Origin of the sequence: Bacillus sp. RC240, from assembly GCF_044907945.1 — a bacterium.
In the GTDB taxonomy this organism is placed as follows: Bacteria; Bacillota; Bacilli; order Bacillales; family Bacillaceae_G; genus Bacillus_A; species Bacillus_A mycoides.
The window spans coordinates 198,199-212,427 of sequence record NZ_JBIYCT010000007.1 but is presented as its reverse complement, the minus strand read 5'-3'; the positions used below and the strand labels follow the sequence as shown (position 1 = coordinate 212,427).

General features: G+C 38.2%; 13 protein-coding genes, 1 rRNA gene and 1 riboswitch. Of the genes, 13 read left to right on the top strand and 1 reads right to left on the bottom strand.

The genetic code is table 11. From position 1 onward, the window contains the following. The 13 genes from rrf to purD form a co-directional block, all read left to right on the top strand. Positions 1-103: ribosomal RNA gene (gene rrf / locus ABH955_RS21660) — 5S ribosomal RNA — on the top strand; the annotation flags it as partial. A gap of 500 nt (positions 104-603) precedes the next feature. After that, a riboswitch (purine riboswitch) is annotated at positions 604-705 on the top strand. Between the two features lie 110 nt (positions 706-815). Further along, entirely contained in the window at positions 816-1,301 is a 486-nt protein-coding gene (gene purE / locus ABH955_RS21655; RefSeq protein WP_002010008.1) for a 5-(carboxyamino)imidazole ribonucleotide mutase, read from the top strand. Continuing rightward, positions 1,298-2,449: a 5-(carboxyamino)imidazole ribonucleotide synthase gene (purK, locus tag ABH955_RS21650; RefSeq protein ID WP_404491649.1), complete on the top strand. Its 1,152-nt coding sequence runs from the start codon at positions 1,298-1,300 to the stop codon at positions 2,447-2,449. The genes purE and purK overlap by 4 nt, the downstream gene beginning before the upstream one ends. Next, positions 2,446-3,753: an adenylosuccinate lyase gene (purB, locus tag ABH955_RS21645; protein ID WP_002091361.1), complete on the top strand. Its 1,308-nt coding sequence runs from the start codon at positions 2,446-2,448 to the stop codon at positions 3,751-3,753. The genes purK and purB overlap by 4 nt, the downstream gene beginning before the upstream one ends. 88 nt (positions 3,754-3,841) lie before the next feature. Continuing rightward, positions 3,842-4,561, top strand: a complete 720-nt coding sequence (purC, locus tag ABH955_RS21640; RefSeq protein ID WP_002029482.1) for a phosphoribosylaminoimidazolesuccinocarboxamide synthase — start codon at positions 3,842-3,844, stop codon at positions 4,559-4,561. Beyond that, positions 4,554-4,808, top strand: coding sequence for a phosphoribosylformylglycinamidine synthase subunit PurS (gene purS / locus ABH955_RS21635; protein WP_000278823.1), 255 nt, complete (start codon positions 4,554-4,556; stop codon positions 4,806-4,808). The genes purC and purS overlap by 8 nt, the downstream gene beginning before the upstream one ends. After that, positions 4,805-5,488 (top strand): phosphoribosylformylglycinamidine synthase subunit PurQ, encoded by a 684-nt coding sequence (gene purQ / locus ABH955_RS21630; RefSeq protein WP_000666771.1) that lies wholly within the window; start codon positions 4,805-4,807, stop codon positions 5,486-5,488. Before purS ends, purQ begins: the two co-directional genes overlap by 4 nt. Beyond that, positions 5,472-7,691 carry a phosphoribosylformylglycinamidine synthase II gene (gene purL, locus ABH955_RS21625; RefSeq protein ID WP_404457527.1) on the top strand — a complete coding sequence of 740 codons (2,220 nt, stop codon included), beginning with the start codon at positions 5,472-5,474 and terminating at the stop codon, positions 7,689-7,691. The genes purQ and purL overlap by 17 nt, the downstream gene beginning before the upstream one ends. Continuing rightward, positions 7,676-9,091, top strand: a complete 1,416-nt coding sequence (gene purF, locus ABH955_RS21620; RefSeq protein WP_002091359.1) for an amidophosphoribosyltransferase — start codon at positions 7,676-7,678, stop codon at positions 9,089-9,091. The genes purL and purF overlap by 16 nt, the downstream gene beginning before the upstream one ends. 100 nt (positions 9,092-9,191) lie before the next feature. Further along, entirely contained in the window at positions 9,192-10,232 is a 1,041-nt protein-coding gene (gene purM / locus ABH955_RS21615) for a phosphoribosylformylglycinamidine cyclo-ligase (protein WP_002091358.1), read from the top strand. Then, on the top strand, positions 10,229-10,816 hold the full coding sequence (gene purN / locus ABH955_RS21610) for a phosphoribosylglycinamide formyltransferase (protein WP_002124872.1): 588 nt from the start codon (positions 10,229-10,231) through the stop codon (positions 10,814-10,816). The genes purM and purN overlap by 4 nt, the downstream gene beginning before the upstream one ends. 24 nt (positions 10,817-10,840) lie before the next feature. Further along, positions 10,841-12,376, top strand: coding sequence for a bifunctional phosphoribosylaminoimidazolecarboxamide formyltransferase/IMP cyclohydrolase (gene purH, locus ABH955_RS21605; protein ID WP_404457531.1), 1,536 nt, complete (start codon positions 10,841-10,843; stop codon positions 12,374-12,376). A 378-nt stretch (positions 12,377-12,754) separates the two neighbouring features. Further along, positions 12,755-14,026, top strand: coding sequence for a phosphoribosylamine--glycine ligase (purD, locus tag ABH955_RS21600; protein WP_242310906.1), 1,272 nt, complete (start codon positions 12,755-12,757; stop codon positions 14,024-14,026). 36 nt (positions 14,027-14,062) lie between these two features. On the opposite strand, the gene ABH955_RS21595 is transcribed toward purD, so the two are convergent. Beyond that, positions 14,063-14,227: a type II toxin-antitoxin system antitoxin gene (locus tag ABH955_RS21595; RefSeq protein WP_001085171.1), complete on the bottom strand. Its 165-nt coding sequence runs from the start codon at positions 14,225-14,227 to the stop codon at positions 14,063-14,065. Positions 14,228-14,229: the final 2 nt, after the last annotated feature.

The following is a 14,229-nucleotide window of genomic DNA, read 5'->3' as shown; positions in this document are numbered from 1 at the left end:
GCAGAGAGGTCACACCCGTTCCCATACCGAACACGGAAGTTAAGCTCTCTAGCGCCGATGGTAGTTGGGACCTTGTCCCTGTGAGAGTAGGACGTCGCCAAGCAAAAACCTAAGTCGTTTCGACTTAGGTTTTTTTGTGTTTATTTTTATTTACCGAAGGTTAGAATCTGTAAATTTAATAATCCTAAAGACGAAAAAAGAATGAAATAGAGACTATTTAAAATAATGGCAATGATTTTTTGTGCTCCTAATTTTCCAAATTCCCCTAAAATAATCCCTAAGATAGGAAACATTATTTCTATCATATATGATAATAGCATAGTTATTTTTTCACGGTTATCCTCCTTATAAATAAAATCACCACCATATAAATTATATTGATTTGTAGACACAACAGTATATATGAACAGACAACAGTATATATGAACAGTTATGTATAAAATAGATCTCTAGAAATATATATTCTAATTCCCTTTTCTTCTTGTATATAGTTGCAATTCTTCTTTTGAATATAACTAAAACACGAACGTTATCGATGACTAATAAAAAAACATTCGATTATTTATTGACATTGTTTATGAAATATTGTTAATATAGCCATAGAAACAATAATATATAAGACCTCATATAATCGCGGGGATATGGCCTGCAAGTCTCTACCTAACGACCGTTATTCGTTAGACTATGAGGGAAAGTCACTCGGTATTTTTCTATTCACAAGGGATACGTATGCCTGAGTAGAGCGCTTTCTCTCATAGTAAAAGAGAAACTGTTCTATTTCAGGCTTTTTTTATTTGAATCGGGGGGATTCTAATATGAAATCACTAGTTGGAGTCATAATGGGAAGCACGTCAGACTGGGAAACAATGAAATATGCTTGTGACATTTTAGATGAATTAAATATACCGTATGAGAAAAAAGTTGTATCCGCTCATCGGACTCCGGATTATATGTTTGAATATGCAGAAACAGCTCGTGAACGTGGATTAAAAGTTATTATTGCTGGAGCCGGTGGAGCAGCGCATTTACCAGGAATGGTTGCAGCGAAGACAAATCTTCCTGTAATCGGTGTCCCAGTTCAATCAAAAGCGTTAAACGGTCTAGATTCATTATTATCCATTGTCCAAATGCCAGGAGGGGTTCCAGTTGCAACTGTTGCAATTGGTAAGGCTGGTTCAACGAATGCTGGATTACTTGCTGCACAAATACTTGGATCATTTCATGATGATATACATGATGCATTGGAGTTGAGACGAGAAGCTATTGAGAAAACTGTGCGTGAAGGTAGTGAGCTAGTATGACGAGAATCATTTTACCTGGAAAAACAATCGGCATTATTGGAGGCGGCCAGCTTGGAAGAATGATGGCGTTGGCAGCTAAGGAAATGGGTTATAAAATTGCTGTTTTAGATCCTACAAAGCATTCACCATGTGCACAAGTTGCTGATGTTGAAGTCGTTGCACCATATGACGATCTAAAAGCAATTCAGCATTTAGCAGAGATAAGCGACGTTGTCACATATGAATTTGAGAATATTGATTATAGATGTTTACAATGGCTTGAAAAACATGCTTACTTACCACAAGGTAGTCAGTTGTTAAATAAAACGCAAAATCGTTTTACAGAAAAGAATGCAATTGAGAAAGCTGGGTTACCAGTAGCAATGTATAGATTAGTTCAAAATCAAAATCAGCTTACTGGAGCGATTGCTGAATTATCATTTCCTTCGGTCTTAAAAACGACGACAGGTGGATATGATGGGAAAGGGCAAGTTGTTTTAAGAAGTGAAACTGATGTTGAGAAGGCACGAGAGCTTGCGGATGAAGCAGAGTGCATTCTAGAAAAATGGGTGCCTTTTGAAAAAGAAGTATCAGTTATTGTAATTCGTAGTGTAAGTGGTGAAACGAAAGTATTTCCGGTAGCGGAAAATATTCATGTAAATAACATTTTACATGAATCTATCGTTCCAGCTCGCATTACAGAAGAACTTTCTCAAAAAGCAATTGCTTACGCAAAGGTACTTGCGGATGAACTAGAACTTGTGGGAACACTAGCGGTAGAGATGTTTGCTACAGCTGACGGTGAGATTTACATTAATGAATTAGCACCAAGACCTCACAATTCAGGACACTATACACAGGATGCATGTGAAACGAGTCAATTTGGTCAACATATTCGAGCAATCTGTAATTTACCTCTTGGAGAAACAAATTTGTTAAAACCAGTTGTCATGGTAAACATTTTAGGCGAACATATAGAAGGGGTCCTAGGACAAGTGAATAGACTAACCGGGTGCTATTTACACTTGTATGGAAAAGAAGAAGCAAAAGCGCAGCGAAAAATGGGGCATGTTAATATTTTAAATGATAATATTGAAGTCGCTCTAGAAAAAGCGAAGAGTTTGCATATTTGGGACCATCAAGAACAACTGTTGGAGGGAAAAAGATGATTAATCGTTATACACGCCCTGAAATGGGTGCAATTTGGACGGAAGAAAACAAATTTAAGGCATGGTTAGAAGTTGAGATTTTAGCTTGTGAAGCATGGGCAGAGCTTGGCGACATTCCAAAAGAAGATGTTAAAAAAATTCGTGAACATGCATCATTTGATATTGATCGTATTTATGAAATTGAAAAAGAAACACGTCATGACGTAGTTGCTTTCACTCGTGCTGTATCAGAAACACCAACATTAGGCGAGGAACGTAAATGGGTTCATTACGGTTTAACATCTACAGACGTAGTAGATACAGCGTTATCTTATATCTTAAAACAAGCAAATGAAATCTTGTTAAAAGACTTAGAAAACTTTGTTAGCATTTTAGCTAATAAAGCGAAAGAGCATAAATACACGATCATGATGGGAAGAACACATGGTGTACATGCAGAGCCAACAACATTTGGTTTAAAACTTGGTCTTTGGTATGAAGAAATGAAACGTAACGTAGAGCGTTTCAAACAAGCTGCTGATACAGTTCGCGTTGGTAAATTATCTGGTGCGGTTGGTACATATGCAAATATTGATCCATTCGTAGAAAAGTATGTTTGTGAAAACTTAGGATTAGAAGCAGCACCAATTTCAACACAAACATTGCAACGTGATCGTCATGCACATTACATGTCAACACTTGCACTAATCGCAACATCTGTTGAAAAGATGGCAGTTGAGATTCGTGGTTTACAAAAGAGTGAAACACGTGAAGTTGAAGAGGCTTTCGCAAAAGGTCAAAAAGGTTCTTCTGCAATGCCGCATAAACGTAATCCAATTGGATCTGAAAATATGACTGGTTTAGCTCGTGTTATCCGCGGTTATATGATGACAGCTTACGAGAATGTTCCGTTATGGCATGAGCGTGATATCTCTCACTCTTCTGCAGAACGCGTAATTTTACCAGATGCTACAATCGCGTTAAATTACATGTTAAATCGCTTTGGTAATATCGTTAAAAACTTAACTGTATTCCCAGAGAATATGAAACGCAATATGACAAGAACATACGGCTTAATTTACTCTCAGCGCGTAATGCTTACACTAATTGACAAAGGTCTGGTACGTGAAGAAGCTTATGATATCGTACAGCCTAAAGCAATGGAAGCTTGGGAAACACAAGTACAATTTAAAGAGCTTGTAGAAGCTGACGAGCGTATTACAAGTAAGTTAACGCAAGAAGAAATTAACGAATGTTTCAATTATGAACATCATATGCAACACGTTGATACAATCTTTGAACGCCTTGGATTAAACGAAGCGTAAAATTTCATATGGCACAGAATAGAGTCATTCTGTGCCATTCTTTATAAAAACATTATTCACATTTTTCAAACTACAGGGGGCTTGCGAAATGCAAAAGCTAGAATTGCTGTATGAAGGTAAGGCAAAAAGAATTTATCGTACAGAAGCAGCAGATATGGTTTGGGTAGAGTACAAAGATAGTGCGACTGCTTTCAATGGGGAGAAAAAAGCGACAATTACAGGAAAAGGTCGTTTGAACAATGAGATTACAACTTTATTGTTCAGAAAGTTACAAGAAGTTGGAATTAAAACACACTTTGTGGAGAAGTTATCTGATACAGAACAACTTGTCAAAAAGGTGAGTATTATTCCATTAGAAGTTGTCACAAGAAACGTAATTGCAGGTAGTCTTTCAAAAAGACTAGGAATGGAAGAAGGAACTGCTCTTACAACACCAATCGTAGAATTTTACTACAAAGATGATGATTTAGGAGATCCACTTGTAACGGAAGATCATATTCGTTTGTTAAATGTTGCAACACCAGAGCAAGTAAGCGTATTACGAGATGCAGCTCTACAAATCAATCAAGTGATGATTGAGCATTTCGCAAGCTGTCGTGTAAGATTAGTAGATTTTAAATTAGAGTTTGGCGTAACAGAAGAAGGGGAAATCATATTAGCAGATGAAATTTCACCAGATACTTGCCGTTTATGGGATGAAACGAGCAACGAAAAATTTGATAAAGATGTATTCCGTCGTGATCTTGGGAATTTAACAGAAGCATATGAAGAAATTTTAAAACGTTTAGGGGGAGCTTCACATGTATAAAGTTAAGGTATATGTAACGTTAAGAGAAAGTGTATTAGATCCACAAGGAACTGCGGTAAAGGGAGCACTTCATAGTCTTTCATTTACAGAAGTACAAGACGTTCGAATCGGAAAATATATGGAATTAACAATTGATAAATCAGTATCTGATCTGGATAGCAAGGTAAAAGAAATGTGTGAAAAATTATTAGCAAACGTTGTAATGGAAGACTTCCGTTATGAAGTTGAGGAGGTTGTCGCACAGTGAAATTTGCAGTCATAGTATTTCCAGGTTCGAACTGTGATGTCGATATGTTCCATGCAATTAAAGATGAGCTTGGTGAAGAAGTAGATTACGTTTGGCACGATAGAGAGAATTTAGATGAATATGATGCAATTTTACTACCAGGTGGATTCTCTTACGGTGACTATTTACGATGCGGGGCTATTTCTCGCTTTGCTAACGCAATGAAAGCAGTGCAAAAAGCTGCTGAGCAAGGAAAGCCGATTTTAGGAGTGTGTAATGGATTCCAGATTCTTGTTGAATCAGGATTACTACCAGGAGCATTAATGAGAAACGAAAACTTAAAGTTTATGTGCCGTACTGTTCAGTTACGTGTTGAAAATAATGAAACGATGTTTACATCACAATATGAAAAAGATGAAGTAATTAACATTCCAATTGCACATGGCGAAGGAAATTACTATTGTGATGAAGCGACTCTTAAACAATTAGAAGAGAATAATCAAATCGCATTCCGTTACGTAGAAAATCCGAATGGAAGCGTTTCAGATATTGCAGGTATTGTAAATGAAAAAGGAAATGTTCTTGGTATGATGCCACACCCAGAGCGTGCTGTAGATGAATTACTTGGCGGTGCTGAAGGGTTAAAAGTCTTTCAATCTATCTTAAAACAGTGGAGGGAAACATATGTCGTTAATGCTTGAGCCAAATCCAACACAAATTAAAGAAGAGCGTATATATGCGGAAATGGGGCTAACAGACGAAGAGTTTGCCATGGTTGAAAAGATTTTAGGCCGTTTGCCGAATTATACAGAAACGGGACTATTTTCTGTTATGTGGTCTGAACATTGTAGTTATAAAAATTCAAAGCCAGTTCTTCGTAAGTTTCCAACGACAGGTGAGCGTGTTTTACAAGGACCTGGAGAAGGCGCTGGAATTGTAGATATCGGTGATAACCAAGCGGTGGTATTTAAAATGGAAAGTCATAACCATCCTTCTGCAATTGAGCCATATCAAGGGGCAGCAACAGGTGTCGGTGGTATTATTCGCGATGTATTCTCTATGGGCGCACGTCCGGTAGCTCTATTAAACTCACTTCGTTTCGGTGAATTACAATCACCACGTGTGAAATATTTATTCGAAGAAGTAGTAGCAGGAATCGCAGGATACGGTAACTGCATCGGTATTCCTACTGTTGGTGGAGAAGTACAGTTTGATCCATGCTATGAAGGAAATCCACTTGTAAATGCAATGTGTGTAGGCCTAATTAATCATGAAGATATTAAAAAAGGGCAAGCGCATGGTGCTGGTAATACAGTAATGTACGTAGGAGCATCAACTGGTCGTGATGGTATTCACGGTGCAACGTTCGCATCTGAAGAGCTATCTGAAAGCTCAGAAGCGAAGCGTCCGGCAGTTCAAGTAGGGGATCCATTTATGGAGAAACTTCTTATTGAAGCATGTTTAGAACTTATTCAGTCTGATGCACTTGTTGGAATTCAAGATATGGGAGCTGCTGGTTTAACATCATCTTCTGCAGAAATGGCAAGTAAAGCAGGTATGGGTATTGAAATGTACTTAGATGATGTACCACAGCGTGAAACTGGAATGACTCCATATGAAATGATGTTATCTGAATCACAAGAACGTATGTTAATCGTTGTGAAAAAAGGTAGAGAGCAAGAAATAGTAGATTTATTTGAAAAATATGGTCTTGCAGCAGTTAAGATGGGGAAAGTAACTGAAGATAAAATGCTTCGTCTATTCCATAAAGACGAAATGGTAGCTGAAGTACCGGCGGATGCTCTTGCAGAAGAAGCACCAATTTATCATAAACCGTCAAAAGAAGCAGCATACTTTGCTGAGTTCCAGCAGATGAAAATGGAAACACCAAAAGTAGAAGATTATAAAGCAACGTTATTATCTTTATTACAACAACCAACGATTGCAAGTAAAGAGTGGGTATATGATCAATATGATTATCAAGTGCGCACTAGCACAATCGTTACACCAGGTTCAGATGCAGCGGTTATACGTGTACGCGGCACAGAAAAAGGATTAGCAATGACGACAGATTGTAACTCTCGCTACATTTATTTAGATCCAGAAGTGGGCGGTAAAATTGCAGTAGCAGAGGCAGCACGTAATATCGTATGTTCTGGCGGGGAGCCACTTGCAATTACAGATTGCTTAAACTTCGGTAACCCAGAAAAACCAGAAATCTTCTGGCAAATTGAGAAATCAGTAGACGGTATGAGTGAAGCTTGCCGCAAGTTACAAACGCCAGTTATCGGCGGGAATGTATCAATGTATAACGAGCGTAGTGGTGAAGCTGTATATCCAACACCAACTGTTGGGATGGTTGGACTTGTACACGATTTAAAACACGTAACAACACAAGAATTTAAACAAGCTGGCGATTTAGTTTATGTAATTGGAGAGACGAAAGCTGAGTTTGGTGGAAGTGAATTACAGAAAATGATCTACGGAAAAATTTTCGGTCAATCACCAAGCATCGATCTAGATGTAGAATTAAAACGCCAAAAGCAAGTACTAGCAGCAATTCAAGCTGGCCTTGTTCAATCTGCACATGATGTTGCAGAAGGTGGTTTAGCAGTTGCAATTACTGAAAGTGCAATTGGTGCTAACGGTTTAGGTGCTACTGTGAAATTAGATGGGGAAGCAACAACAGTATTATTTGCAGAATCACAATCGCGCTTCGTTATAACTGTAAAACGTGAAAATAAAGAAGCATTTGAGAAAGCGGTTGAAGCAATTCAAGTTGGAGAAGTGACAAATACAAATGAAGTAACAATTCATAATGAAGAAAATGAAGTATTACTTACAGCAAATGTAGATGAAATGAGAAAGGCTTGGAAAGGGGCAATCCCATGCTTACTGAAATAAAGGGGTTAAATGAAGAATGTGGCGTTTTCGGAATTTGGGGGCATGAAAATGCAGCACAAGTTTCGTACTACGGATTGCACAGTTTGCAGCACCGTGGGCAAGAAGGCGCAGGCATTGTTGTAAATAATGGAGAAAAAATCATCGGTCACAAGGGGTTAGGTTTAATATCAGAAGTGTTTTCAAGAGGTGAGCTAGAGGGATTAAACGGGAAATCAGCAATTGGACACGTACGATATGCAACAGCTGGTGGAAGTGAAGTTGCTAACGTTCAACCATTGTTATTCCGTTTTTCCGATCATAGCATGGCGTTAGCTCATAACGGAAATTTAATTAACGCAAAAATGCTTCGTCGTGAATTAGAGGCAGAGGGAAGTATTTTTCAAACAAGTTCAGATACAGAAGTACTTTTACACCTTATTAAGCGTAGTACAAAAGATTCTTTAATTGATAGTGTAAAAGAGGCTCTAAATAAAGTGAAAGGTGCGTTTGCATATCTTTTACTAACTGGAAATGAAATGATCGTTGCGCTAGATCCAAATGGATTCCGTCCTCTTTCAATCGGAAAGATGGGGGATGCTTACGTTGTAGCATCGGAAACATGTGCTTTCGATGTAGTTGGTGCAACATACATTCGTGATGTAGAACCTGGTGAATTGCTTATTATCAATGATGAAGGAATTCACGTAGATCGTTTTACAAATGAAGTAGACCATGCGATTTGCAGTATGGAATACATTTACTTTGCACGTCCAGATTCTAATATCGCTGGTATTAATGTTCATGCAGCTCGTAAAAATATGGGGAAACGTTTAGCGGCGGAAGCTCCTATTGAAGCTGATGTTGTTACTGGTGTACCAGACTCTAGTATTTCAGCAGCAATTGGTTATGCGGAGGCGACAGGAATTCCGTATGAGTTAGGGTTAATTAAAAATCGTTACGTTGGACGTACGTTTATTCAACCTTCTCAAGAACTGCGTGAGCAAGGGGTTAAGATGAAGCTTTCAGCAGTAAGAGGCGTAGTTGAAGGAAAACGAGTTGTTATGATTGACGATTCTATCGTAAGAGGAACGACAAGTAAACGAATTGTTCGTATGCTTCGCGAGGCTGGAGCGACAGAAGTCCATGTAAGAATTGCTTCACCACCTCTTAAGTATCCATGCTTCTATGGCATTGATATTCAAACGAGAAAAGAATTAATCGCAGCAAATAATTCAATAGAAGAAATCCGTCAAATCATCGGAGCAGATTCACTAACATTTTTAAGTGAAGATGGATTAGTAGATGCAATTGGACGCCCATATGAAGGGAAATACGGTGGTCTATGTATGGCTTACTTCAATGGAGACTATCCAACAGCTCTTTATGATTATGAGCAAGAGCTTTTAGAAAGTATGAAATAAGAAGAAAAAAGCTTCTACTTCTTTTGATGTAGAAGCTAGCTTCTTTCTTAAAACGGCCGCCCTGGATGGGGAGAAATTAAAAGACGAGGTGTAAAAAACGATGGCGAATGCATATAAGCAAGCAGGAGTAGATATTGAAGCTGGATATGAAGCGGTATCTCGCATGAAAAAACACGTACAAACAACAATGAGAAAAGAAGTGCTAGGCGGTTTAGGCGGTTTTGGAGGTATGTTTGATCTATCAAAATTTGCATTAGAAGAACCTGTATTAGTATCTGGAACAGATGGCGTGGGAACGAAATTGATGCTCGCTTTTATGGCAGATAAACATGACACAATTGGTATTGATGCAGTAGCAATGTGTGTAAATGATATTGTTGTCCAAGGAGCAGAGCCGCTTTTCTTCCTTGATTATATTGCTTGTGGTAAAGCTGAACCTAGTAAAATTGAAAACATCGTCAAAGGTATATCAGAGGGCTGTCGCCAAGCTGGTTGTGCATTAATTGGTGGAGAAACAGCTGAAATGCCAGGAATGTATTCTACGGAAGAATACGATTTAGCTGGTTTTACAGTTGGAATTGTTGATAAAAAGAAAATTGTAACAGGTGAAAAAATTGAAGCTGGTCACGTATTAATTGGCTTAGCATCTAGCGGTATTCATAGTAACGGTTATTCTTTAGTAAGAAAAGTGCTACTAGAAGATGGAGAACTATCTTTAAATCGTATTTACGGACGCTTAGAACTACCTCTTGGTGAAGAATTATTAAAACCAACGAAAATTTATGTCAAACCTATTTTAGAACTATTGAAGAAACATGAAGTATACGGTATGGCACATATTACAGGTGGTGGATTCATTGAAAATATTCCACGTATGTTGCCAGAAGGAATCGGTGCGGAAATTGAATTAGGATCTTGGCAAGTTCAACCGATTTTTAGTTTACTTCAAGAGGTTGGAAAACTAGAAGAGAAAGAAATGTTCAATATTTTTAACATGGGTATTGGTATGGTAGTAGCAGTAAAGGAAGAAGAGGCAAAAGATATTGTTCGTCTTCTTGAGGAACAAGGCGAGAAAGCTCGTATTATTGGACACACTGTACAAGGGTCTGGTGTTACCTTTATTGAGGGAACAGAAGTATGAGTAGATTAGCAGTTTTTGCTTCTGGGAGCGGCTCTAACTTTCAATCTCTCATTAATGCGGTAGAAGACAAAATATTGGATGCAGATATTAGTTTATTAGTATGTGATAAACCAGAGGCACGCGCTATTGGACGGGCACATTATCACCATATTCCGTGTTTTTCCTTTTCAGCGAAAGCATATGAGTCAAAAGAAGCATTTGAAAAAGAGATATTAAAAAAGCTAGAAGAGTATGAAATTGATTATGTTATTTTAGCTGGATATATGCGTTTAATTGGAACGACTTTACTAGAAGCGTACGGCGGGAAAATTATTAATATTCATCCATCACTACTACCGAGTTTTCCAGGGAAAGATGCTGTTGGTCAAGCGTTAGAAGCGGGTGTGAAAGTAACCGGAGTAACGATTCACTATGTAGATGCAGGTATGGATACAGGTCCAATTATTGCGCAAGAAGCAGTAGTTGTTTCTGAAGGGGATACGAGAGAAAGCTTACAAAAGAAAATTCAACAAGTTGAACATAAATTATACGTAAATACAGTGAATCAAATTGTTCAGTCTGTGAAAAAACCAACTGTTAACTAACATACAACCAGGGGTGAAGGATAAATGAAAAAGCGTGCATTAGTAAGTGTTTCAGATAAAACAGGAGTAGTAGAATTTGTTAAAGGTTTACTTGAACAAGGGATTGAAGTTATTTCAACAGGTGGTACGAAAAAATTATTAGAAGAAAACGGCTTGCAAGTAATTGGTATTTCTGAAGTAACTGGTTTTCCAGAAATTATGGATGGTCGTGTAAAAACATTACATCCAAATATTCATGGTGGTCTATTAGCAGTTCGTGATAATGAAATGCATGTAGCGCAAATGAATGAATTAGGTATTCAACCAATTGACTTTGTTGTTGTTAACTTATACCCATTTAAAGAAACAATCGCTAAGCCTGATGTAACATTTGCTGATGCAATTGAAAATATTGATATCGGTGGCCCAACAATGATTCGCTCTGCTGCGAAAAATCATAAATTTGTATCGGTAATTGTAGATCCAGTAGATTATGATGTTGTATTAGCAGAACTGAAAGAGAACGGTGAAGTAATAGAGGAAACGAAACGTAAATTAGCAGCGAAAGTATTCCGTCATACAGCGGCATATGATGCGTTAATTTCTAACTACTTAACAAAGCAAATGGGCGAAGAAAGTCCTGAAACAGTAACGGTGACATTTGAGAAAAAACAAGATTTACGCTATGGCGAAAATCCACATCAAAAAGCGACATTCTATAAAGCGCCATTCGCAGCAACTTCTTCTGTTGCATACGCAGAACAATTACACGGTAAAGAATTATCTTATAACAATATCAACGATGCGGATGCAGCACTTAGCATCGTGAAAGAATTTACAGAACCAGCAGTAGTAGCGGTAAAACATATGAATCCATGTGGTGTTGGAGTAGGAACTGATATTCACGAAGCATACACACGTGCTTATGAAGCGGATCCAGTATCAATCTTCGGCGGTATTATTGCAGCAAATCGTGAAATTGATAAAGCTACAGCAGAAAAGTTACACGAAATTTTCTTAGAAATTGTTATCGCTCCTTCGTTCTCGCAAGAAGCTTTAGAAGTGTTGCAAAGTAAGAAAAACTTACGCTTACTAACTGTAAATATTGAAAAAGCGACAAGTGCAAGTAAAAAACTAACTTCTGTACAAGGTGGTCTTCTTGTTCAAGAAGAAGATACGTTATCATTAGATGAGGACGCAATTTCAATTCCAACGAAACGTGAACCATCAGAACAAGAATGGAAAGATTTAAAACTAGCTTGGAAAGTTGTAAAACATGTGAAATCAAATGCAATTGTTTTAGCGAATGATAACATGACAGTTGGTGTAGGCGCGGGACAGATGAACCGTGTAGGTTCTGCAAAAATCGCAATTACACAAGCTGGCGAAAAAGCACAGGGTAGCGCACTTGCATCTGATGCTTTCTTCCCAATGCCAGATACAGTAGAAGAAGCAGCAAAAGCTGGAATTACAGCAATCATCCAACCAGGCGGATCGATTCGTGATGAAGATTCTATTAAAATGGCAGATGCGTATGGGATTACGATGGTGTTCACTGGCGTACGTCATTTCAAACATTAATAGAGGATGTTTAAAAAGTCCGGTCAAGATAACTGTCGCATGTCGTCGTTGCAATGCCAGTGCGGTACTCATGTAGGAAAGCTACACTCCGTTTCCTCCTGGCAAATGCGCCTCGACCTACTCGGTTCTCTTGATCCTCCCTTTTAAACTGTTATTGTTAGGGATGTTTAAAAAGTCCGGTCAAGATAACTGTCGCATGTCGTCGTTGCAATGCCAGTGCGGTACTCATGTAGGAAAGCTACACTCTGTGTCCTCCTGGCAAATGCGCCTCGACCTGCTCGGTTCTCTTGATCCTCCTTTTTAAACTTTTATTGATATGAAAACAAACTAGGAGCATAGCTTCTAGTTTGTACTTATTTAATTATTGGGGGATGAAATATGAATGTTTTAGTAATTGGCCGTGGTGGACGTGAGCATGCTTTAGCTTGGAAGTTTGCGCAATCTGAAAAGGTAGAAAAAGTATATGTAGCGCCAGGTAATGAAGGTATGCGAGATGTTGCAACACCAGTTGATATTGATGAAAATGATTTTGATGCATTAGTCTTATTTGCAAAAGAGAAGAATGTTGAATTAACTTTCGTTGGACCAGAGATTCCACTTATGAACGGAATCGTGGATCGTTTTAAGGAAGAGGGACTTCGTGTATTTGGTCCTAATAAAGCGGCTGCTGTTATTGAAGGTAGTAAAGCTTTTACAAAAGAATTGATGAAAAAGTATGATATCCCAACTGCGGCATATGAAACTTTTACAGACTATGAAGAGGCAGTAAAGTACATTCAAAAAGTTGGTGCGCCGATTGTAATTAAGGCAGATGGATTAGCTGCTGGTAAAGGTGTAACGGTAGCAATGACGCTTGAAGATGCATTGCAAGCTGTGAAAGAAATGCTACAAGATGTGAAATTCGGCGCAGCAAGCAAGAAGGTCGTTATTGAAGAGTTTTTAGATGGACAAGAATTTTCATTAATGGCATTTGTAAATGGAACAACTGTACATCCGATGGTAATTGCTCAAGATCATAAACGAGCTTTTGACGGCGATAAAGGTCCTAATACAGGCGGAATGGGCGCATATTCTCCAGTACCACAAATTCCGGAGTCAGCGGTTCAAGAAGCGATTCAAACAGTATTACATCCAACTGCTAAAGCGATGATCCAAGAAAATCGTTCGTTTACAGGAATTTTATATGCGGGGCTTATTTTAACGAATGATGGTCCAAAGGTAATTGAGTTCAATGCACGCTTTGGTGATCCTGAAACGGAAGTTGTATTACCACGCTTAGAAAATGATTTAGTTGATGTATGTAACGCTGTATTAGATGAAAGTGAATTAACGTTACAATGGTCAAAGGAAGCAGTTATTGGTGTCGTACTTGCTTCGAAAGGATATCCAGAAGCATATAAAAAAGGTGAAATTATTAACGGATTAGATGCACTGCAAGATGTGATTGTTTTCCATGCGGGTACAGCGATGAAACATGGTGACTTTGTAACAAATGGTGGCCGTGTATTATTTGTTGCTTGTAAGGCGAATAGTTTACAAGAAGCGAAAGATAAGGTCTATAAAGAAATCGGTAAAATTGAGAGTGATGGTTTATTTTACCGAAGTGATATAGGATATCGTGCAATTGGTCATGAGATGACGAGAAGCTAATGTATAAAAAATCCCGCTGATTTCTCAGCGGGATTTTTATGCATCTTTATCTTTTTTCAATTTCCCTTTTTGCTTTGCCATTTCTCGAAGTAAATACTCGATGTGTGCATTGACGCTACGAAACTCATCATTCGCCCATTTTTCGATGACTGCGTGTAATTCAGGATCAATACGTAATGGAAAGCTTTTCTTTTTGGCCATAA

Excerpts from the sequence above, each read along its gene's own strand:
- purD (WP_242310906.1), top strand. The coding sequence starts at position 12,755 with ATGAATGTTTTAGTAATTGGCCGTGGTGGACGTGAGCATGCTTTAGCT.
- purE (WP_002010008.1), top strand. The coding sequence starts at position 816 with ATGAAATCACTAGTTGGAGTCATAATGGGAAGCACGTCAGACTGGGAA.
- purC (WP_002029482.1), top strand. The coding sequence starts at position 3,842 with ATGCAAAAGCTAGAATTGCTGTATGAAGGTAAGGCAAAAAGAATTTAT.
- purL (WP_404457527.1), top strand. The coding sequence starts at position 5,472 with ATGTCGTTAATGCTTGAGCCAAATCCAACACAAATTAAAGAAGAGCGT.
- purN (WP_002124872.1), top strand. The coding sequence starts at position 10,229 with ATGAGTAGATTAGCAGTTTTTGCTTCTGGGAGCGGCTCTAACTTTCAA.
- purB (WP_002091361.1), top strand. The coding sequence starts at position 2,446 with ATGATTAATCGTTATACACGCCCTGAAATGGGTGCAATTTGGACGGAA.
- ABH955_RS21595 (WP_001085171.1), bottom strand. The coding sequence starts at position 14,227 with ATGGCCAAAAAGAAAAGCTTTCCATTACGTATTGATCCTGAATTACAC.
- purH (WP_404457531.1), top strand. The coding sequence starts at position 10,841 with ATGAAAAAGCGTGCATTAGTAAGTGTTTCAGATAAAACAGGAGTAGTA.
- purS (WP_000278823.1), top strand. The coding sequence starts at position 4,554 with ATGTATAAAGTTAAGGTATATGTAACGTTAAGAGAAAGTGTATTAGAT.
- purM (WP_002091358.1), top strand. The coding sequence starts at position 9,192 with ATGGCGAATGCATATAAGCAAGCAGGAGTAGATATTGAAGCTGGATAT.
- purF (WP_002091359.1), top strand. The coding sequence starts at position 7,676 with ATGCTTACTGAAATAAAGGGGTTAAATGAAGAATGTGGCGTTTTCGGA.
- purK (WP_404491649.1), top strand. The coding sequence starts at position 1,298 with ATGACGAGAATCATTTTACCTGGAAAAACAATCGGCATTATTGGAGGC.